The organism is Acinetobacter towneri DSM 14962 = CIP 107472 (assembly GCF_000368785.1).
GTDB classification, from domain to species: Bacteria; Pseudomonadota; Gammaproteobacteria; order Pseudomonadales; family Moraxellaceae; genus Acinetobacter; species Acinetobacter towneri.
The window spans coordinates 435,393-457,781 of the sequence record NZ_KB849689.1 but is presented as its reverse complement, the minus strand read 5'-3'; the positions used below and the strand labels follow the sequence as shown (position 1 = coordinate 457,781).

Here is a 22,389-nt window from a genome sequence, read left to right as displayed (position 1 = left end):
GGCTCAGGGCGAAGGTTAGGATGAAGGGAATTTCCAAACATCCTCTCCCTAACCCTCTCCTTCAAAGGAGAGGGAACTTTATAAAGAAGAGAATACTCCATGAAAAACGCATATATCATTGATGCCATCCGTACCCCATTTGGTCGTTATGCAGGTGGTTTAGCACCTTTACGTGCAGATGACTTAGGCGCTCTCCCAATCAAAGCCCTTATGCAACGCAACCAATCAGTTAAATGGGAACTGGTTGATGACGTGATTTACGGCTGTGCCAACCAAGCTGGTGAAGATAACCGTAACGTAGGTCGTATGTCTGCACTTTTAGCAGGTTTACCGTACCAAGTGCCTGCAACCACTGTGAACCGTTTATGTGGCTCATCGCTTGACGCTATTGCAATGGCTGCACGTGCAATTAAAGCAGGTGAAGCCAACTTAATTATTGCAGGCGGTGTAGAATCAATGAGCCGCGCACCATTTGTAATGGGCAAATCAGAATCTGCTTATGGTCGTAGTCAGAAAATTGAAGACACCACTATGGGCTGGCGTTTCATTAACCCAAAACTTAAAGAAATGTACGGCGTAGAAACTATGCCGCAAACCGCTGAAAACGTAGCGGAACAGTTCAATATTAACCGTGCCGATCAAGACTTGTTTGCTTTAACTAGCCAGCAACGTACAGCAGCTGCACAAGCACGTGGTTTCTTTGATAAAGAAATTATTGCGGTGGAAATTCCACAACGTAAAGGTGAACCTGTAGTTGTATCTACAGACGAGCACCCGCGTGCATCAACCACAGCAGAAGCTTTGGCAAAATTGAAGCCTGTAGTAAAAGCTGAAGGTACTGTAACTGCGGGTAATGCGTCAGGCATTAACGATGGTGCAGCTGCCCTACTCATTGCATCTGAAGAAGCGGTAGCACAACACGGTTTAAAACCACGTGCCAAAATTATTGGTTCGACTGTTGTGGGTGTTGAACCACGCATTATGGGTTTTGGTCCTGCACCTGCCATTAAAAAATTATTGGCACAAACAGGTTTGAGCCTTGAGCAAATGGATGTGATTGAACTGAACGAAGCCTTTGCAGCACAAGCTTTGGCTTGTACCCGTGATTTGGGTATTGAAGATGGTTCAGAAAAAGTCAATCCAAATGGTGGCGCAATTGCTCTAGGTCACCCACTAGGTGCATCAGGTGCGCGTCTGGTGACGACTGCACTGAACCAACTTGAACAAACAGGCGGTAAATACGGTCTATGTTCAATGTGTATTGGTGTCGGTCAAGGTATTGCTTTGATCATTGAACGTGTTTAATCGCTGAATGCTCTTTCCTCCCTCCTTTTTTTAAAGGAGGGATCGAGAGAGGATTAAAAAGCCTAGGATATAAAAAATGCCAACATTTACATCAAATGATGCACAAATCAATTACCAAACTTTTGGTGATGCTGCAAAACCTGCACTGATTTTTTCAAACTCGCTCGGAACCAACTTCAAAATGTGGCAAGCACAGATTGATTTTTTCCAGCAAGATTTCTTTGTGATTTGTTATGACACCCGTGGTCATGGTGCTTCATCTGCGCCACAAGGCCCATATAGCATTGATCAATTGGGGCAAGATGTTGTAAATCTACTTGACCACTTGAATATTGAAAAAGCGGCTTTCTGTGGTATTTCCATGGGTGGTTTAACAGGTCAATGGTTAGCGATTCATCGTCCAGAGCGTTTTAATCAGGTGGTGGTGTGTAATACTGCGGCAAAAATTGGTCAAGAACAGGCTTGGAATGACCGTGCCGCATTGGTACGTGAACAAGGTTTACAACCGATTGCTTCGACTGCAGCATCACGCTGGTTTACTGAACCCTTTATCCAAAGCAACGCGACAGTGGTCAACAATCTTCAAAACGACTTGGCAGCTGGCAGCGCCGAAGGTTATGCGAGCTGTTGCGAAGCTTTGGCTAAAGCGGATGTACGTGAACAACTTAAAGACATCACTGTGCCTGTTTTAGTGGTTGCAGGTCAGCAAGACCCTGTGACAACAGTTGTCGATGGTCAATTTATGGTTGAACGTATTGCCAATAGCCAATTGTTTGAAATCAATGCATCGCACATTTCTAACGTAGAATTGCCAAATGAATTTAACCAAGCAGTGAAGCAGTTTATCCAAGCATAAAACTTCATTGTTATTGTTAATAAGTTAAAAGTTAAAAAAATAGAGTTCTTTCGAGAACTCTATTTTTTATAGATGAATCTGCAGTTAGACGAGCTGGACTTAAACTAACTCCACCGCAATCGCTGTGGCTTCACCACCGCCAATACATAAAGATGCCACGCCTTTTTTCGCGCCTATACGTTGCAATGCATGAATGAGCGTCACAATAATACGTGAACCTGAAGAACCTAGAGGATGCCCCAAAGCACATGCACCACCCTGAATATTCACTTTGGCAGGGTCTAAATCAAAAGCATCTATCGCAAGCATGGTTACCATGGCAAAGGCTTCATTAATTTCCCACAAATCTACATCGGCAACCGACCACCCTGCTTTATCTAGCACTTTTTGAATCGCCCCTACAGGAGCAAGAGTAAACTCAGAAGGATGTTGTGAATGTGTCGCGTATGCCACAACTTTTGCAAGCGGTTTTAAGCCACGCTCTGCCGCAACCACATCTGATGTAATCACCAGAGCAGATGCGCCATCTGAAATAGAGCTGGCATTGGCGGCTGTAATCGTGCCATCTTTTTTAAATGCGGGACGCAAACTGCTAATTTTATCGACTTTGGCATTTAACGGTTGTTCATCCTGATCGACAATCACATCACCTTTACGTGAATGAACAGTGACAGGCACGATTTCATTTTTAAAATAACCGTTTTGAATGGCTTCTACCGCGCGGTTTAAAGAGCGAATTGCGTATTCATCCTGCTGCTCACGGGTATAGTTTTTCTTGTCTGCCATGTCTTGCGCCAGCACGCCCATCGACAAGCCTGTTTCAGCATCTTCTAAACCCTCCTGAAACATGTGGTCTGTGACTTTGCCGTGTCCCATACGGAAACCTGCACGTGCTTTATCTAGCAAATACGGCGCATTCGACATAGATTCCATACCGCCAGCGACCACAATCTGCGCTGAACCTGCCTGAATAGCATCGGCTGCCTGCATAACAGCTTTCATGCCAGAGCCACAAATTTTATTGATGGTGGTTGCACCTGTACTATCGGGTAAACCCGCTTGACGCATCGCCTGACGTGCAGGGCCTTGCTTCAAACCTGCAGGCAATACACAACCAAAAATTACTTCATCAATGTCAGTCCCACTTAAACCTGCACGTGCAACTGCGTGTTGAATTGCAACCGCGCCTAAATCGGGTGCTATACAACTTGCCAGTGAACCTTGAAAGCCGCCCATTGCGGTACGTACAGCATCTACAATTACAATCATTTTTAGTCCCTTATTACCGTCTTTTTAAAGTGATTACCGTAAAAGCCATGCTTTTTAAAATTACAAATAACATCCCTGTGAGTTAGCAAGTAATTCACGTTAAATGTAAATCAAAAGATGAGCATTGCAATCTCGCAAAGTGCTGAATTGCTATGCTTGATTGATCTTAGACTTTTAGGCCTTGCTTATGAAAAATAGAATAAAAGTTTTAGAAATCCAATTTTATTTCACTAAAATGACCTGTTTGGTTCAGTTTTATTGACAACCGATTTGGCTTATGGATTGTGCTATTTTTCACATGATATTTTTTAAATTCATTGGTTCACTGATGAACATACGTTAAAACTTACCTTTTCAAGACCTTGGTGCTATTTTCAAGTTGCTCAAACTGCACTAGACTCCAACATGCTTAATTGGTTGTAATTGGAATATTGATTGATGACGACTCTACGCCAAGAAAATTTCCGACGTCGTAAAGAGAAAATTTTGGCAATGGCTGAGGTTTTATTACTGGAAAATCATAATGATATTACATTAAGTGAGTTGGCTGCAGAGTTAGATATTGCCAAAGGCACAATTTATAAATATTTCAAAAGTAAAAATCAGCTCTATTTAGAGTTAATTATTTTAAATGAACAGCGTTTATTGGATATTTCCAAACAGTATCACCATAACTTTCAAACTTATGTTTCGCAGTACATGCTGTATAACATGCTTAATTCCAACCGTACGATTTTGCTGCACTCGATTGAAGAACGCTTAACCAATAATGAACGTAAACTAAATGAATTGTTTGAACAGTTATACGATATTCGTGAGCAGCGTATTTTAGAAATTAAGGACATCACCCAAGCCTATTTAGAGTCCTTTAACAGCGCGATGTCGATCCGTGATTATCTGTCTTATATTTGGACAGTAACTTATGGTGCGTCGTTATTACTCAATTCTACCCATTATCAAAAAGCTATTGGGTCACGTGAACGCTTAATCAAGCTATATATTAATCAAGCACTGATGACGCCAGATAAAGTATCTGCGATTGTTTGATTTTTACATAGTTAGCTTCGTTGGATTCATTGCTGATCCCGCTAAATATTAGCGTCTAAGTAGAAAGAAATTTGCTTTTCAGAACGTATTAACTCACCTCATAAATTTATTCTCTAAATAAAAAATCCCAAAGTTCAAACTTTGGGATTTTTCAAATTCTTTTGACTGTCTAAAGACACATCATTCTGCACTAATATCTTCAAATAATACTGAAGATAAATAACGCTCACCACTGTCAGGTAAAATCACCACAATATTTTTACCTGCATTTTCAGGACGTGCCGCCAATTTTGCAGCAGCAGCCATTGCTGCACCACTTGAAATACCGACTAAAATACCTTCTTGGGTTGCTGTTTTACGCGCCCAGTCAATTGCTTCAGCACTTTCAATCGCAATCACTTCATCCACCAAATCTAAATCTAGGTTTTTTGGAATAAAGTTAGCGCCAATCCCCTGAATTTTATGTGGTGCAGGCGTAATGGCTTCACCACGCTTGGCCTGAGCGATAATTGGAGATTCAGCAGGCTCGACTGCAACAGTATGCAATGCCTGACCTTTTACCTTTTTGAAATAACGCGAAATACCAGAAATCGTACCGCCTGTACCTACACCTGCAACAAGAATATCGACCTTGCCGCCTGTTGCTGCCCAAATTTCTGGGCCTGTGGTTTCTTCATGAATTTGCGGATTGGCAGGGTTATTAAACTGCTGCGGCAAATAATAAGTTTCAGGATGTTCGGTTGCCAAACGCTCTGCTTCATCCACCGCGCCTTTCATACCTTTTGCAGGCTCAGTCAGCACCAAATTTGCACCCAACGCTTTCAACACCTTACGGCGCTCAATACTCATGCTTGCAGGCATCGTTAGTGTAATCTCATAACCTTTTGCTGCAGCTACAAATGCCAAAGCGATTCCTGTATTACCGCTGGTCGGTTCTACAATATGCATACCTGCTTTTAACACGCCACGTTTTTCAGCATCGGCAATTAAAGCAGCACCAATACGGCATTTCACAGAAAATGCAGGGTTACGGCTTTCCACTTTGGCTAAAACCGTTGCATCGCCAGAAATTAAACGGTTAATGCGTACCAATGGCGTGTTACCAATCGCTTCTGCATTATTGCTATATACGGCAATCCCTAAATTTGCTGGTGTTGAAAAAGCTGCATCTGTGGTCATGATTATTCCCTAAGTTATATCTATATAAACAAAATTTAAATTATCATACCTTTTTATAAAATTTTTGCCGATGTTTCACGAAAATTGTTTTATACAAAAATATGATTAGCTTTCAACAAAATGCGAATTAGAATAAAGAGATGACGACCTCAGTTTAATTGTCGATTTTCTCGGCACTTGGGTTTGAAATTCGCTATTTATTTTTTGACAATAGCAACACATAACAAAATGTAGGGAATGCAATGTCTAATAAACGTTACAGTCAGCTTTATCGTAATTTCACTAAAAAAATCTTAGATAAGATTGTGACGCCACAAGTATTAGGCACGACTGCAGAATTAGAACATCGTGTTGCACAAAGCTCTGAAAAAACACAATTTTGTTATGTGCTACAAGATGCCTCTCTCAGCAATACCGTATTGATTGATCAGCAGACGCAATCTCGTGGTTTACCTTCTGTGTATGCGCCTTTAAACATTGCCGAGCATCAGGAAGACGATTCCATTTTGGTCTTGCGTGAGAAAAACCCACAGCACAGTGCTTATCACTACTCTGCTAAATTGATTCGACTCATTGAAACCTTAGAGCAACATCCTGAACATGATGTGTTGTTAGTTCCCGTAACTGTACTTTGGGGACGTTCACCCGAATACGAAGACTCTTGGTTTAAAGCATTATTTGCCGATGCATGGTCTACGCCAAACAAGCTTAAACAAACCATTAATATTTCGCTCTATTCACGTGATAACTACATCGAGTTTCATAAAGCAATTTCCTTACGTCAGCTTATTGAACAAGCCACACAACAACAACCACACTTATCGCCTGCGCACTTTATTGAGCAACATCTGGAACACAATTTTAATCAACACAAAGAAGCGATTTTAGGCCCAGACTTATCTGACCGCCGTAATTTGATTCATGCGTTGATGAAAAGTGAAGCAGTACAACAAGCTATTCGTAAAGAAAGTATCGAACAAAAAGTCAGTATGTTTGAAGCAGAAAACCGTGCTAAAAGCTATTTAACTGAAATTGTATCGGACTTTTCTTATTCGACTTTGCGTTTTGCTGAACTGGCACTGACCAAGCTTTGGACACAGCTCTATGATGGCATTGAAGTGCATCACTTTGACACGGTACGCGAACTCGCCAAAGACTATGAAATCGTCTATACCCCTTGTCATCGTAGCCACATCGACTATTTGTTGCTGTCTTATGTGATTTTTAATCGTGGCTTGATGGTGCCGCATATTGCAGCAGGTATTAATTTAAATTTACCAATTGTGGGTCAATTAATGCGTGGTGCAGGTGCGTATTTTATTCGCCGTACTTTCAGCGGCAATGAATTATACACCTCGGTATTTAAAGAATATTTACACAGTTTATTGTCACGCAACACCCCACTCGAATACTTCATTGAAGGTGGACGCTCACGTACAGGTTTATTGTTACCGCCGAAAAAAGGCATGTTGTCGATGACCATTCAAAGCCATTTACGCGGAGCAACCAAACCAATTGCATTTATTCCGACATATTTTGGTTATGAAAAACTGATTGAAGGCACATCCTATTTAAATGAATTAAACGGTAAACCGAAAGAAGCCGAATCTTTATGGGGTATTTTAAATTCTGCCCGTAAAATTGAAAAAGTCTTTGGTCAGGTCTATGTCAACTTTGGCGAACCTGTATTTTTAGATGATGTTTTAACTGCCAACCAAGCACGCGATGTAAAACTGAACATAAATGATGAACTACCGACCTCTGTGATTCACACGGTAGATCATACTGCGCATGCAATTTTGGAAAATATCAATAAAGCTGTGGTGATTAACCCAATCGCCCTCATCTCTCTGATTTTATTAAATGCCGATCAGCACGCATTGACGCAAGATGAACTACTCACCCGAATTGAACAATATCGACGTTTGCTCAAACAATTGTGCTACGACCCACGTATGATTATTACGGGTTTAAATCCACAAGAAATTATTGAATATGCGCTAAAACTTAAACAAGTTGAGCGTTATAACCAAGATGGTGTAGAACAGATTCGAGTCGCAGAAAGCCAAAAAATCTTATTGAGCTATTTTAGCAATAATATTTTGCACTGCTTTATTTTGCCTGCGTGTGTAGCATTAATTGTGCAGCAGTTTAATGAACAAAATTTAGCATTATCATGCGCAGATTTAATGCAAAAACTGCAGGCGATTTATCCATATTTGAAGCAAGAGTTTTTCTTGGCATGGACGGCGCAAGAACTTTCTCAAGAAATCGAAAAAATTGTGGCGTACTTTATTCAGCAAAATTGGGTTACAGAAGCAAATCTGCAATTACAGCCGAACCCAGCTACACAGCATGAACTCTATGCCTTAGCTGAACTGGCAAAACCAAGTTTAAATAATTTCGTATTGATTCAAGGGCTTTTGCAGCGTTATAGCGCACACATCCCTTTAAATCTGAAAGTTTTGGAAAAAATGACCAAAACCGTATTACAACGCGCTGCAGATTCTGCACAATTTAAGTCTGCATATTATTTTGATAGTGCCACCTTAAAAAGTTTTATCAGCAGTTTAGATCAGCAAGCCTTGTTGCAACACAATGCTGCGCAGATAAGCCTAGATGATACTTTTAGTGCCAAAATGTCTGAATACTTTGCTTGGTATAACCCAGAAATTCACGAGTTATTAGCTGCATCGAGTGAATTTAGTGAGAAAGAATTAAAAAGTTTTGAACAGGTGAAAAAATAGGTTTTATTGTAACTCAGCCACTTTTTTATCAACTTTTTGATTAGAATATCAGCCCATTATTTATGATTGGCTGATATCTTTTCTTAAATGATACTTGTTCTCATATATAAATAATGATTTATGTTATATAATTTATCTTCCACTCCCGCCTAATATATATTGGGTTAGCTGTAAATTAAGAGAATAAAACAATGAACGATGGTCTTGAAATCACATCAATGCGTGAATCTGCGGATACCGTTGTTGGAATTTTAAAATCTTTGGCGAATAGTGACCGTCTTTTAATTCTTTGTCATTTATCTCAACAAGAATTAAACGTATCGCAAATTGAAGAAATAACTCAAATTCATCAGCCTACTTTATCGCAACAATTAATGATGCTGCGTAAAAGTGATGTGGTGAATACCCGCCGTGATGGCAAGCAAATTTTTTATTCAATTAAAGATGAAAAAATGGTGCAGGTACTTAATACCCTCTATGCACTTTATTGCCCGCAGGTCTAAATGATAAGGCCTGTATTATCAGGCATCACCATAAAACTTGAATACTCTCCTGCTATTTCAAAGACTTCTTAGCATTTTTTGTTCATAATATATCTAAATTTATGATTTAGATTTCAGTATGTCAGATTTCAATTCACGTTTGGCTCGTGTACTGCCTGCTTGGCAATGGCTGCGAAAATACAATGCAGAAACATTGAAATCTGATCTGCTGTCTGCGTTTATTGTCATTGCCATGTTGGTACCTCAAGGAATGGCCTATGCCATGCTTGCAGGTTTGCCTCCTGTCATGGGTTTATACGCGAGCGTGATCCCCATGATCATGTACGCCTTGGTTGGTGGCAGCCCAACCTTGTCCATTGGCCCAGTCGCCATTATTTCTATGATGACCTTTGCGACGCTCAATCCTTTATTTGAAGTCGGCTCGGCAGCTTATATTCAAGCAGCCTGTTTACTTGCTGTGATGGTCGGCATTATTTCGCTACTTTTAGGGATTTTTCGCTTCGGTTTTTTAATTCAACTCATTAGCCATCCTGTTATTAAAAGCTTCATTATTGCCTCTGCATTAATGATTGCGATTGGACAGCTTAAATTTGTGTTAGACATCCCCCTTAAAGCCAATAACTTACCTGAGTTCTTATACAGCTTTTGGAAATATATGGGACAAACCCATTTTTATAGCGTGCTCTTGGGTGTTGCTGCCATTTTATTTCTAATTTATGCCCCTAAAATCATCAACAGTAATGCCATTCGTGAGCGTGTTCGAGGTAGCGGCTTTATCTTAAAAGCCTTGCCATTGGTATTGGTGATCGTTTCAATTGCTTTGGTTTATTCATTGCATTTGCAACAAATCGGCATTAAAACAGTCGGAGAAATTCCTTCAGGATTTCCGCCTATTCAATTCCCTGAATGGAATGCACAACTTGTTCTACAACTCCTTCCTGGCGCAGCCATGATTGCCATGATCAGTTTTGTGGAATCTCTGTCTATTGCGCAAGCCACCGCCTTACAACAACGTAGTCACTTAAATAGCAATCAGGAACTGATTGCACTCGGTTTAGCCAATTTTGGCGCAGGTGTTAGCTCCTCTTTTCCCGTCACAGGCAGTTTGTCGCGTACCGTGGTCAATGCCGATGCAGGTGCAAAAACACCAATGGCAGGTGTATTTACCTCCATCATGATTGTTATTGTCAGTTTATACTTCACGGGATTTTTCCAAGATTTACCTCTGGCTGTTTTGGCTGCAACCATTATTGTTTCAATTTGGAAACTAGTCGAGTTTCAGTCTTTTAAAGAAACTTGGCGTTATTCCAAAGCCGATGGTCTAGCCATGTGGGTGACGTTCTTTGGCGTCATATTGATTGATATTTCGACAGGTTTAATTATTGGAATTGTATCTACCTTTATTCTAATGTTGTGGCGTATTAGCCGACCACATATTGCGGTAATTGGTTTACTTGAAGGCACACAACATTTTCGTAATATTCAGCGGCATCAAGTGCGTACCGCGCCACACGTACTTTCCATGCGAATTGACGAAAATCTAACCTTTTTAAATGCCAATACTTTAAAAGGCTTTTTTATTAATCAAGTCAGTCAAAACCCTCAGTTAAAGCATGTTGTGGTGAATTGTTCGAGTATTAGCAGTATTGATTTAAGCGCACTCGAAATGCTGGAAGATTTAAATCTTGAACTAAAAAAATTGAATATTTGTCTGCATTTTTCTGAAATTAAAGGCCCGGTAATGGACAAATTACAACACTCAAAACTTTTGCAGCATTTAAATGGAAAAGTTTTTTTTTCACATTATTTAGCCATGCAAGAGCTTGCGCCTGAACTGACTTAAAGATCAAGAAATTGATCTTTAATTTTATCTTTAAAACTGGATGCTCAACACACATGCTTTTTGATCAAAGAGTACGTTTATCTTGCTGAAATTTAAGTAGTTTAATAAATATCACTTTTAAAAATATAGACTTAATTTTTATATAAAAATTATTTTTAAGCACATGGATATTTCAGTATAAAATAGCCGCTTTTCTTTAACCTTGTTTTCGTATGTTTTCAGCTTTTTTGCGTTTGAGTTTAGTCTCCCGAATTATGATTGCAATTGTACTCGGTGTGGCTGTTGCAATTTTATTTCCAGAATCTGCGCCCTATTTAAGCCTTTTGGGTGATATATTTATTAAAGCCCTGAAGTCTGTTGCGCCAATTTTAGTCTTTATTTTGGTCATGGCATCGATTGCCAATTTTAAAATTGGAAGCAGCAATGCCTATATCAAACCGATTATGCTGATGTATGCGATTGGTATGTTCTTGGCTGCGCTCAGTGCAGTTATTGCAAGTACGCTTTTCCCAAGTACATTATTTTTAGATGTTGCAACACAGTCAGAATTAACCCCGCCGGGCAGTCTTGCTGAAATTTTGAAAAATCTTTTACTTAGTTTTGTTGCTAACCCTGTAGTTGCCATTGCCGAAGCCAACTTTATTGGTATTTTGGCTTGGGCTGTGGCTTTAGGGATTGCCTTCCGCCATGCTACAGAGTCCACCAAAGCATTGTTGAATGATGCAGCCAATGCAGTCAATCGCGTTATTCGCTTGGTGATTAACTTTGCGCCTTTCGGTATTTTTGGCTTGGTTGCCGTGACATTTGCCGATGCAGGCTTGAGCACCTTAGCCAGTTATGCTCAATTATTGGCAGTCTTGTTAGGTACGATGTTCTTTGTCGCGTTGGTCATCAACCCAATCATGGTGGCATTTGTGACCCGCAGCAATCCTTATCCTTTAGTTTTTCAATGCTTACGCGAAAGTGGCATTACTGCTTTCTTTACCCGTAGTTCTGCAGCCAATATCCCTGTCAATTTAGACTTAGCCAAGCGTTTAGGCGTACAGGAATCAACCGCAAGTGTTGCAATTCCGTTAGGTGCAGTAATTAACATGGCAGGCGCATCGGTCACCATTACCGTTTTGACCTTAGCTGCGGTAAATACTTTAGGAATTTCTGTCGATTTTAGCACCATGCTGATTTTATCTGTGGTTGCAACGGTGTCGGCCTGTGGTTCTTCAGGCGTTGCGGGCGGCTCGTTACTGCTGATTCCTGTAGCGTGTGGCTTATTTGGTATTTCTTCAGATATTGCTATGCAAGTTGTTGCGATTGGTATGGTCATTAGCGTATTGCAAGATTCAACCGAAACTGCGCTTAACTCATCTACCGATGTGCTATTTACTACTGCGGTTGACCGTGGTTTGAGTTAAGATACAATGCGTTAGGAAACTTACGCAATCACTCATTATGCCTTTTCAAACTTTACCCCTTTGGGTGCAATTTGGTGCTTTTTTTCTAGCCGTCAATGCTGGAATTATTAACGTACTCGGATTGGTGACCGTATTGCACCAGTCCGTTTCGCACATGACTGGTAACGTTAGTATCTTGGCGATGGCGCTAATCGACTGGAAACCAGAAGCCATGATTTTCTTGTTTCTGGTGATTTTGTGCTACGTGATTGGCTCATTTTATAGCGGCGTCATTTTAGGAAATAGCAATTTTCGCTTAGGGCGTCGCTATGGTTTTCCCATGAGTTTGGTGGCTTTTTTTATTTTAATCTGCTGGGTATTATTGCCTTATTTCCCACGTTATGCCCTGCTTTGGGCGTCAGTTGCCATGGGCATACAAAATGCCATGATCAGCTACTATAAAGGCACCATCATCCGCACCACACATTTATCTGGGGTATTGACCGATTTAGGCTTAGCCCTCGGTTATCGAGTGCGGGGCTTACAAGTTGAAAAAAGACGTATTGTTTTACACCTACTGATTTTAATTGGTTTCTTTGTGGGTGGATTACTCGCTGCAGCCATTTATCCTACATTTAAACTGAATTCTTTTCTGGTACCTGCAGGACTCAGCCTAAGTTTGAGTTTGGTGTATTGGATTATTTATTTTCGCTATCGACATCTTCAACATTAAGTTTCGGAAATTATCATGGTTAAAAATGCACTACAGGCACAATTGCTCAAAGCGGGTTTAGTGGATAATAAAAAAGCAAAAAAACTGTCTAAACAAACCTTACACGAACAGCGCACAGGTGAAAGTAAAGATGCTGAAGTGAAAGCCAAAATTGCACAGGCACAGCAAGAAAAACTCGCCAAAGACCAAGCTATTGAGCAAGAAAAGAAAGCCGCTTTACAGGAAAAAGAACTGAAAGCAGCAATTATGCAAATGATTCAGCAGCATAAAATTCGTGATACCGATGGTGAAGTGGCTTATCAGTTTTTAGATGGCAAGATTAAAAAAGTGTATATCAATCAACAAATTTACAATGCACTCGTGGCAGGTAGTTTGGTGATTGCCAAAGAAAATGACAGTTATGCGTTCCTGCCTAAAGCTTTAGCTGAACGTATTAATAGCAAAATGGAAGGCTTTATTATTGTCAATAATGCCGAGAAAAATGAAGCCACGACAGATGAAGAAGATCCATACGCAGCCTATGTGATTCCAGATGATTTAATGTGGTAGATCACGCAAGTATTTATGCAAATATTTATGCTAGGTATCTATTCAAAGCCAGTATCTGTACTGGCTTTTTTATTATGACTGCAACTTGATTGAAAACTTTCAGTAAAAACAAATAATTGAAATGTAGCAAAAAGTTACTCAGCCTTCAAATTTAAACTTTAGTCGATACACTATCTAACAATTTCATACATCAATGAAGAATTAAGGTGAATTGCAGGCCAAAATTCTAAGTGCCGTGCAGACGAAAATCAGCAACCTTAAAGCGAGGACCTTTTGCAAGAATTTAATTTTATTCAAAATATTCAGGAATGGTATAACCAATACCCTTGGTTAGAAATGCTGACCTCACTCAGTATTGTGATTCTACTGGCAATTTTAGCCAACTTTATTGCCAAGCAAATTGTAGTGCGCGGGATTCGCAAACTGATTTCTAAAATGACCTTTGCCAATAGTGAAATTATTTCACAGCATAGTGTCATCCGACGTATTGCCAACATTGTCCCAGCTGTCGTGATTATGAACGGCATCACCACCGTTCCGCATTTGTCAGATAAAGTAGAAAGCTTTGTGCAAATGGGTGCGCAAGCCTTTATATTCCTGACCATTGCATTGGCAATTTCTGAATTTTTAAATATTTTTAACCTGTTCTATCAACGCAACCCTAAGTCACGCAACAAGCCAATTAAGGGCTATTTGCAGTTAGTTAAACTCATTATTTATGTGGTCTGTGCCCTCATGATTTTAGGCACTTTCCTGAAAAAAGATGTGTTTACCTTACTCGCAGGTTTTGGTGCGATGGCTGCTGTTTTGATGTTGGTTTTCCAAAATACCATTTTATCTCTAGTGGCTTCGGTACAAATTTCTTCCTACGATATGGTACGGATTGGTGACTGGATTGAAATGCCTTCTTTAAATGCCGATGGTGATGTCATTGATATGTCATTACATACAGTCACCGTGCAAAACTGGGATAAAACCCTGACCACTATTCCAACCAATAAACTCATTACCGATACCTTTAAAAACTGGCGTGGCATGCAGGAAGCTGGTGCCCGACGTATTAAACGTGCCATTTTAATTGATCAAAGTTCTGTGCACTTTATGACTGACCATGAACAAAGCAAACTTAAAGAGTTTTTGTTATTGGATCAATATTTACATAGCAAAAATGAAGAAATTGAGCAGTTTAATCAGCAGTTAGCAAATCAATCACAATACAACCAACGCCGTTTAACCAATTTAGGGACGTTCCGTGCCTATGTTGAATTTTATCTGAAACAGCATCCTGGCATTAATCAATCTCAGTCATTGATTATTCGCCAACTACAGCCAAGCAGTGAAGGTTTACCGCTAGAAATTTATGCCTTTACCAAAACCACTGCATGGAAAGAATATGAAAGTATTCAATCCGATATTTTTGATCATTTGCTGGCGATTATTCCTGAGTTTGGCTTAAAAGTGTATCAAGCACCATCAGGTTCAGATTTAAAGCAAATTGGCGCACCATTTAAAGCAAGCTCTGCCAAAAGTCTAAATCCTGTAGAAATTGACGAGGCATAATTGTGAATTTACTACCGAGCCATGTGTTGCAAAAATTCTTGCATGGCTCGGTAGCCGTTTTTATTTTCAGCAAGACGATAAAATTTTCATTAAATTAAAATGCACTCGTACACTCGTATATGAATAAGAGAAAATAAAGTCTTATTTGTAAGAGCTTTGTTGAAACAAAAATCTAACACTATGTTTTAATTATATTTAAATTTCCTCAAACCTTTAAATCACAGCTTGCTCCAAATTTATGTAATAAGGTCATTGCTGGTTGAAAAAGTCTAATGATTCTAAGAATTCACCTAACTTTTCAACTCACTAAAATGTGTCGCTCTTGTTAATTGATTCTGGATTCGAAAAATGATCATCAATAATTCGTCTAATGAAAGATTGAAATTCACTACTTTTGTGCTTTAGCGCTCTAGATGATCAATACACGCGCTACAGGATGAGGGGTACGAGTTTATAAAAGATCTCTAATAGACCAAATAATGAAAAGTTTAAGGCAGGACGCGGTACAACGTCGCAAAACATTGTTCTGCTTTTTCATTACTACAGAAATTAATGGTGTGCGCATTTTTCCATTTTACAAAATATTGTGAAATGTCCCCTGTTTGGTCTTCCTGATATCCAGAACAATCCACTTCATTATTGTCATATTTAACTTGCAAAATTAAAGCCGGTAACGAATTTGCAGGGTCTTGTGAAGGTTGATAATCATATACACCTGCAGACCATTCTTGACCGCTTTTAATCACCACATCGCTATTACTTTTAAAGTTGTAATATTCAATACATTTACGATTATTTGGGATTTGCATGCCCCACAGCCCCACAATTTCTGGACGGGTCACCACACGAAATTTATTGGTCGTTTCTGCTGCTACTGGCGTTAACTTGGCTGAATCTATTGTTGTATTTTCATTCGCAATCGCGCAGACAGAACATAAGCTTAAAACTGTGGTTAGATATATTTTTTTCATACATTTATTTAAAGATATAAACCGTTTAGACAACTTAGCATATTTTTAATCCAAATCTGCAAGCATAAACATAAGACAACAATTTTATTTAACGAAAATGTGACTTGGTTTACATTTAATCGACTTTGTAGGTAATGGTTATTTGATATGATCGCCTTTCTGTTGTGAACGTCACACTCATTCAAGTTTTTTTCTTAATTATCAACCCATTGCAAAAGTGAGTTTAGTACTTGCAAAACTTTAGCATACCGCAAACTATATCTTCGACTCAAAAGCAAATATTTGCCTTTGGACTGCTAGCCGTTGTGGTATTTTTTTCTTGTTTATTGGGTATTTTTACTCGCCCACTTAGCTACTTTTCTTTTTTTTGGCCAAGCAACGCCCTCTTGTTGGGGCTACTCATTCGCTTTCCATCTTTAAAAAGTTTTGGTGGAATTTTGGGTGCTTTTTTTGGCTATATGGGCGCCGATTTGGTCACAGACAATACTTTCCTGATGACGCTAGGTTTAACGCTTTCCAACTTTGTAGCTGTTTTTAGTGGGTTGTTTTTCTTTAATTTTGCCCGCGCTAAACTTCCAGCGAGCAATAATAATGTGTCAGAGCTATATCCACATATTATTGCTGTAACTTTAGGCTGTTTCTTTGGGGCTTTATTTGCCATTCTTCTGCTGCCAAATTTGCCGCACACCTTTATGTTAAAAGAAAATCGTTGGATTGATTTTTTTACTTGGTGGTCTGGTGAAATTTTAAATGCGGTAATTGTCTTACCTTTAATTTTGGCTGCCCCAGGCTGGTCTAAATTCAAAAAACTTATAAATAATCAATATGCTAAAGAAACTCAAATTCAGGATATCTTGCCCTTTTTTGCATTACTGATCTCTATCGCCTGCACCCATATTTTCTATGGGCCAGGCGCACTATTATATCCATTGGCTGCGTTAATTTGGGCAGCTGCCAGCTATCAAATTTTTAATTTGGCACTGATTAATAGCTTGGTCTGTTTAACTCTGTATCACAGCGTCACAGGCTTGTTTATAGATCAAGTGAATTCGAGTTATTTAACCACCATTATTTCTATTCGTGTGGGTTTAATTATTTTAGGTCTTGCCACGTTAATTTTATGTGTGATTAGCCAAAACCGAAATCAGTTGTATAGAGAAGTATTGTATTTGGCAAATCATGACAGTTTAACCGAAACACTGAACCGCCGTAGTTTTACTCAGTTAAGTGAAAAAGCTTTAAAGCATAAAAACAATCATTCATTGTCTTTAATTATGTTAGATATCGACGATTTTAAAAAAATGAATGATCAATATGGGCATTATGTCGGTGACCGTGCTTTGCAACATCTCTCTAACATCGTTAAAAGCAATTTACGTGATCACGATTTATTTTGTCGCATTGGTGGTGAAGAGTTCATTATTTTGCTGAACAATAATAACTTAAATAAAACTCAACGCATTGCAGAACGTATTCGTATGTGTATTGAACATCAAGCGTTAAATTTAGAAAACCTTGAACTCATTCATTTTACAGTAAGCATGGGCGTGTCACATACACACTTACCCACCAATCTCCCTTTACAAGATTTAATTATTCAGGCAGATCAGGCAAAAATGCAAGGTCGTAATCGGGTCATTCTTGCTTCTTAAACAAAAATAGCATACAACATCAATTTGACAATACAGATTTTCAGGATTGAAATGAAACTTGCAGAATACCTCCAATATGATGCTTTAGGCTTGGCAGAGCTGGTTGCCAAAAAGGATGTTCAGGCCTCAGAATTATTAGATATTGCGTTACAACGTGCTGAACAAACCAATCCACAATTAAATGCCATTATTATTCCTATGCATGAACATGCACGGCAGCGCACACAAACAAAATTAACAGGCCCATTTGCAGGTGTGCCCTTTTTAGTCAAAGACTTATTTCAACAATATGCAGGCTATCCGACTTCATTTGGTTGTCAGGGTTTAAAACGTGCGCATCATCTTGCAGAACAAAATGCAGAAATTGTAAATCGTTGGGAAAATAGCGGAATCGTTACCTTTGGACGTACCAACACGCCTGAATTTGGGATTAAAGGGATAACCGAGCCAGATGCTTGGGGTGCATGTAAAAATCCATGGAATTTGAAACACAATAGTGGTGGTTCTTCTGGTGGTTCTGCGTCTGCAGTTGCGGCAGGTATTGTGCCGATTGCAGGGGCAAGTGATGGCGGTGGTTCAATTCGTATTCCTGCGTCTTACTGTGGTTTGTTTGGTTTAAAACCAAGTCGTGGACGCACCCCGTGGGGGCCACAACTCAGTGAAGCCATGCATGGTGCAGCGATGCAACATATTTTAAGTAAAAGTGTACGTGACAGTGCGGCAATGCTCGATGCAACGCATGGCGCAGATGGTCATTCACTTTTCAAAATTGAAGCTCCTGAACGCAGTTATTTAGATGCAATTCAGCAAGCGCCAAAAAAATTAAGAATCGCATATTCGACCCAATCTCCGATTGGTACAGCTGTTTCACAAGATGCCATCAATGCCATTCAAAAAACCGTACAGCTTTTAGAATCTTTAGGGCATGAAGTGGTTGAAGACCGTCCTGCTATTGATGGCATGCAATTGGCCAAAGATTTCATTACCACATGGTTTAGCCAATTTGCTTATTTAATTGCTGAAATTCAAACTCGCCTGCCAAATCATTCCGATAATTTTGAGCTAGACTCTTTGGCTTTGGCTGCCTTTGGCGCAAAAACCACGTCAGTAGATTACATTCGCAATTTGAATAATTGGGGGGTATATGTCGCACAAATGAATCAATTCTTTGAGCGTTATGATTTATACCTCATTCCTGCAACAGCTTCAGTTGCACCGAAAAATGGCGAAGTGAAAACCCCTGCATGGCAAAAACCAATTTTAAAAACACTATTACATGCAGGTAAAGCACATTGGTTAGCGCAAGGTAAATTGGTCGACCGCATTGTCAAAGAAAACCTAAAATGGGTGCCATTTACTCAACTTGCCAATATTACAGGGCTGCCTGCAATGTCTGTGCCTTTGTATTGGAATAAAGATAACTTACCATTGGGTTCGCAGTTTATTGCGCCTTTTGCACGTGAAGATGTGCTTTTACAACTGGCTGCACAACTCGAAGCAGCTCAACCGTGGTGGCATCAATACGCTAAAATCCGTATTTAATGTAGCAATCAATTAGTAAGAAGCAAGCAAACTATACCCATCCAACTTTGCTTGCTTCTATTTTTGATAAAAGAACGGTATCACTGCAAAATCACCAATCTAGGCTTTGGTATCACTCGACATTGACTGCGATTCTAATTGCTTTGGCAATCCCCAAATAAAACACAGACCAACGAGTGTAGATAATCCTGCAAAAATAAAAATCCATTCGCCTGAAACAATATCCCAATAATGCCCTGCCAAAATACTCCCCAGTGCAACACCTAAACCCCACATGGTACTGTAAAGTGCTTGCCCACGACCTTGTTGCCCTGCAGAAAAGTTTTGAAAAATCACCCGCATGGCAATGATATGAAATAATCCAAAACTAAAGGCATGGATGCTTTGTGCAAAAAAATGTGCAAAAAATATGGATGGAAATAAACCAACTATCACCCAACGTAAGCCTGTTAAAATTAAACATACGGCAACCAGTGAACGCCAAGACCAACGCTTTAAAAACAAACTCGCATAGGCAAACATAATGATTTCAGCAACCACCCCGACAGACCACAATAAACCGATCTGACTTGTGCTAAATCCTGCCTGACTTAAAAAATTACTATAAAAACTATAAAATGGTGCATGCGAAAACAGTAAAATCAATTCAATTATAAAAAATGAATAGACTACTGGGCGCTTTAAAATAGGCAATAAGGGTTCAAGTTGTTTTTGTGCAATGGGTGCGGAGCTTGGTTCTTGAATACTGAATGACCATAGAAATGCCAGTAAAGAAATACTGAGTAGCAACATCGGTAACATGGAGATTGGTATAATTTCCAAAATAGCACCTATGCCAAAAACCCCGACAATAAAACCTATAGAGCCCCATTTACGCACTTTGCCATAGAGTTCCGCACGTTTCTCGCCCAACCAAAACAAAGTCACGCCTTCAAATTGTGCCAAAATTGCGTTTTGGAAAAAGCTAAAAATTAGCATGAGTAATGCAACAGACTGAAAGCTATTCGGAACAATAAAAATCAGTAACCAAATACTGGCTTCCATCCAAGTTGCGATGCGCACCAAAAGCATCCGTTTGCCTGATTTATCGGCAATCCATCCCCAAATAAAAGGCGCGAAAAAGCGCGTTAAAATGGCAATAGAAGATAAAACACCAATTTCCTGATAATTAAAGCCCTGATCTTCTAAATACAGGCTCCAAAAAGGCAAAAACGTCCCAACAATTGCGTAGTAGAAAAAGTAGAATCCACCTAAGCGTGTCGATATATTCAAGGCTTGCATCAATGTGTATTTCCTTGATTTTTCAAACACATAAATAAGTGCATTATCTGACCTGATCTAAAATTTTATGACAACCGATATATTAACACTGTAGTCCTTTAATTTTGAGTGATTGGCTGATTAAAACGCAAAACCCTGAAAATCAGAGCAAATTTTCAGGGTAATATTGAGAAAATTTCTTAAAAATTTTTAGCCGCAAGAAGCTTGTATAATAATTTTAGTTTTCGGATCGACCACCACAGTGACTCGATTCATACGATAATCCATTGTTACAGGCTGACCTGGTGTAACCATTCTCACAATTTCAGCTCGGGTAAGCGCTTTAATTTGTGTTTCAGTCAAACCTGTTTTACCAACTAACTGCGCAGCAGATTCTGGGACACAATTTTGCATGGTCTGTGGCACCTGAGTTTGTTCATTGATAGGCTGATTACTACACGCAGCTAAAGTTGCCACACTTAAAACAGCCAAAACACTATATAACTTTTTCATGTTGATACTCGTTTTTAATTTCTTCAAACCAACTCAAAATAACATAACTGATTAGATATGCAGTAAATTTACTGAATAAAACTGTGATGATAGTTTTATTGATCAAAATAAATTAGATGTAAGTTTGGATTAAGTTTAATTCTCAATCACACTTAAACTCAGTTTCATCCAATCAATTGCCTGTTGGCGACGCTCTTCTAAAGCATTCCATAGCGTATCTTGCGATAATATAGAATATTCCCCTTCGCGGCAGCTAAGTTCAGGCGCATTTTCATAGTCCTCAAGCCATTGTTCACTTTGATAATAGGCCTGTAATTCTTGCCAGAGCTTTTCTGCAGCTTGCCATTTTTGCTGCGCTTCTCGCATCTGTCGATGTAAATCATGCCATTGCTCATATTGTTGCTGTAAAACCTGAGCATCGTACATTTTATTTTTAATCATAGCTGAAATTCAAAAATTAAGATGACATGAGCGTACAATAATTCAAGATCAAGGAATGTGAGTGTATGTAGGTTTTATTTAAAGAAACATATATTGCTATATTTTTTTGCATTAATTTTTAAAGAAGACAATTCCTGATTTATTTAGTCAACTTTAGCTTCATTACTTTCAGTAAAATTTAGTATAAAAGTGTAATTCCATCTTTTTATCAAAAGTTAAAGTCATTAGTATAAGTTTGCTTCAATTTTTTAGAAAAGGTACAAAAATGAAATATATTTTAGGGGCAACATTACTTGCATTCGGTTTAATGGGATGTAACTCAAATTTAAATAATGAAGTGAGCCAAGAAAAAGTACAAAGTAATGCACCTGCAGAAACACAAGTTATTTATTTTAATGGCCCACAAGATTTAACCATTGAATTAAAATCTTCAGATAATTTTGAAACTGCAGAAATGGTAGATAATTCAGACACAGTTTATCATTTAAAACGTGCTGTATCTGGTAGCGGTATTTTACTGAGCAATGATGATGGTGTATCTATTCACTTTAAAGGTGGTGAAGGAGTACTTGAGTTAGTCAAAGATCAGCCTATTAATATTACTGAATTTAAAAAATAGATTTTTTGCTGATTTTAGGCATACATAAGGACGAAAGTAATAATACTATTGGTAATTACATAGGGCTTTGTTGCACAAAGATTTGAAATGCAAAGCGCCCCTAATTGAGCCAAATTTAAGGCGTAACTTGGGTAAGTGGTCGACCTAATTCCGTAAATCTGTTGAGGACTGCTACACGTGCATGAATTTCATTCACCTGACTAGGAAAGCTTCTTGCCATTAATTTATCGCCTAATAATTTGATGCAATGCATCTTGGTTTCCACCAAACTGCGGCGATGATAGCCTGACCATTTTTTCCATAATGTCCTGCCTAAATGTTTAACTGTTCGAAGTAATTCATTTCGCTCTAGCGAGCTACTCTTTGTATCTTTCCATGGTTTCGCATTTTTTCTAGGTGGAATCACCGCATG

Annotated in this window: 19 protein-coding genes and 1 pseudogene; 13 read left to right on the top strand and 7 right to left on the bottom strand. The window is 39.0% G+C overall.

Annotated features, from left to right (window positions below; all coding sequences use genetic code 11):
• Positions 1–99 precede the first annotated feature (99 nt).
• Both pcaF and pcaD read left to right on the top strand, forming a co-directional pair.
• Positions 100–1,305 (top strand): 3-oxoadipyl-CoA thiolase, encoded by a 1,206-nt coding sequence (pcaF, locus tag F947_RS06460; protein ID WP_004973512.1) that lies wholly within the window; start codon positions 100–102, stop codon positions 1,303–1,305.
• A 76-nt stretch (positions 1,306–1,381) separates the two neighbouring features.
• Positions 1,382–2,161 carry a 3-oxoadipate enol-lactonase gene (gene pcaD, locus F947_RS06455; RefSeq protein WP_004973509.1) on the top strand — a complete coding sequence of 260 codons (780 nt, stop codon included), beginning with the start codon at positions 1,382–1,384 and terminating at the stop codon, positions 2,159–2,161.
• 99 nt (positions 2,162–2,260) lie between these two features.
• Here the strand turns inward: pcaD and F947_RS06450 are convergent, their stop codons facing one another.
• Positions 2,261–3,430: a thiolase family protein gene (locus F947_RS06450; RefSeq protein WP_004973508.1), complete on the bottom strand. Its 1,170-nt coding sequence runs from the start codon at positions 3,428–3,430 to the stop codon at positions 2,261–2,263.
• Between the two features lie 438 nt (positions 3,431–3,868).
• Here F947_RS06450 and F947_RS06445 point away from each other — a divergent pair, with 438 nt between their 5' ends.
• Positions 3,869–4,477 (top strand): TetR/AcrR family transcriptional regulator, encoded by a 609-nt coding sequence (locus F947_RS06445; protein ID WP_004973506.1) that lies wholly within the window; start codon positions 3,869–3,871, stop codon positions 4,475–4,477.
• A gap of 180 nt (positions 4,478–4,657) precedes the next feature.
• On the opposite strand, the gene cysK is transcribed toward F947_RS06445, so the two are convergent.
• Positions 4,658–5,656: a cysteine synthase A gene (gene cysK, locus F947_RS06440; RefSeq protein ID WP_004973505.1), complete on the bottom strand. Its 999-nt coding sequence runs from the start codon at positions 5,654–5,656 to the stop codon at positions 4,658–4,660.
• Between the two features lie 242 nt (positions 5,657–5,898).
• On the opposite strand from cysK, the gene plsB reads away from it, so the two are divergent.
• From plsB to F947_RS06405, 7 genes are all read left to right on the top strand, one after another.
• Positions 5,899–8,403, top strand: a complete 2,505-nt coding sequence (gene plsB / locus F947_RS06435; protein ID WP_004973503.1) for a glycerol-3-phosphate 1-O-acyltransferase PlsB — start codon at positions 5,899–5,901, stop codon at positions 8,401–8,403.
• Positions 8,404–8,594: 191 nt separating this feature from the next.
• On the top strand, positions 8,595–8,906 hold the full coding sequence (locus F947_RS06430; protein ID WP_004973501.1) for an ArsR/SmtB family transcription factor: 312 nt from the start codon (positions 8,595–8,597) through the stop codon (positions 8,904–8,906).
• Positions 8,907–9,024: 118 nt separating this feature from the next.
• Positions 9,025–10,749, top strand: a complete 1,725-nt coding sequence (locus tag F947_RS06425) for a SulP family inorganic anion transporter (protein ID WP_004973499.1) — start codon at positions 9,025–9,027, stop codon at positions 10,747–10,749.
• 212 nt (positions 10,750–10,961) lie between these two features.
• The gene (gene sstT / locus F947_RS06420) at positions 10,962–12,158 is read left to right on the top strand and encodes a serine/threonine transporter SstT (protein ID WP_004973498.1); all 1,197 of its coding nucleotides are present in this window, start codon (positions 10,962–10,964) and stop codon (positions 12,156–12,158) included.
• Between the two features lie 37 nt (positions 12,159–12,195).
• Positions 12,196–12,870 carry a YoaK family protein gene (locus tag F947_RS06415; RefSeq protein WP_004973496.1) on the top strand — a complete coding sequence of 225 codons (675 nt, stop codon included), beginning with the start codon at positions 12,196–12,198 and terminating at the stop codon, positions 12,868–12,870.
• A gap of 15 nt (positions 12,871–12,885) precedes the next feature.
• Positions 12,886–13,419: a DUF2058 domain-containing protein gene (locus tag F947_RS06410; protein ID WP_004973493.1), complete on the top strand. Its 534-nt coding sequence runs from the start codon at positions 12,886–12,888 to the stop codon at positions 13,417–13,419.
• Between the two features lie 273 nt (positions 13,420–13,692).
• Positions 13,693–14,979: a mechanosensitive ion channel family protein gene (locus F947_RS06405; RefSeq protein WP_004973491.1), complete on the top strand. Its 1,287-nt coding sequence runs from the start codon at positions 13,693–13,695 to the stop codon at positions 14,977–14,979.
• A 488-nt stretch (positions 14,980–15,467) separates the two neighbouring features.
• On the opposite strand, the gene F947_RS06400 is transcribed toward F947_RS06405, so the two are convergent.
• Positions 15,468–15,950 carry a hypothetical protein gene (locus tag F947_RS06400; protein ID WP_004973490.1) on the bottom strand — a complete coding sequence of 161 codons (483 nt, stop codon included), beginning with the start codon at positions 15,948–15,950 and terminating at the stop codon, positions 15,468–15,470.
• A gap of 230 nt (positions 15,951–16,180) precedes the next feature.
• Here F947_RS06400 and F947_RS06395 point away from each other — a divergent pair, with 230 nt between their 5' ends.
• Complete coding sequence (locus tag F947_RS06395; protein ID WP_051062279.1) at positions 16,181–17,602, top strand: GGDEF domain-containing protein; 1,422 nt, start codon at positions 16,181–16,183, stop codon at positions 17,600–17,602.
• A gap of 51 nt (positions 17,603–17,653) precedes the next feature.
• Entirely contained in the window at positions 17,654–19,144 is a 1,491-nt protein-coding gene (locus tag F947_RS06390; RefSeq protein ID WP_004973487.1) for an amidase, read from the top strand.
• A 99-nt stretch (positions 19,145–19,243) separates the two neighbouring features.
• On the opposite strand, the gene F947_RS06385 is transcribed toward F947_RS06390, so the two are convergent.
• The 3 genes and pseudogenes from F947_RS06385 to F947_RS06375 form a co-directional block, all read right to left on the bottom strand.
• Complete coding sequence (locus F947_RS06385; protein ID WP_004973484.1) at positions 19,244–20,425, bottom strand: MFS transporter; 1,182 nt, start codon at positions 20,423–20,425, stop codon at positions 19,244–19,246.
• A 189-nt stretch (positions 20,426–20,614) separates the two neighbouring features.
• A pseudogene (locus F947_RS06380) lies at positions 20,615–20,815 on the bottom strand (I78 family peptidase inhibitor); the annotation flags it as partial.
• 237 nt (positions 20,816–21,052) lie between these two features.
• Positions 21,053–21,358, bottom strand: coding sequence for a DUF4298 domain-containing protein (locus F947_RS06375; RefSeq protein WP_004973481.1), 306 nt, complete (start codon positions 21,356–21,358; stop codon positions 21,053–21,055).
• A 265-nt stretch (positions 21,359–21,623) separates the two neighbouring features.
• Here F947_RS06375 and F947_RS06370 point away from each other — a divergent pair, with 265 nt between their 5' ends.
• Entirely contained in the window at positions 21,624–21,977 is a 354-nt protein-coding gene (locus F947_RS06370; RefSeq protein ID WP_004973479.1) for a hypothetical protein, read from the top strand.
• Positions 21,978–22,092: 115 nt separating this feature from the next.
• On the opposite strand, the gene F947_RS06365 is transcribed toward F947_RS06370, so the two are convergent.
• Positions 22,093–22,389 (bottom strand): IS5/IS1182 family transposase (locus F947_RS06365; protein ID WP_004973478.1); only part of this gene is annotated, 297 nt, incomplete at its 5' end.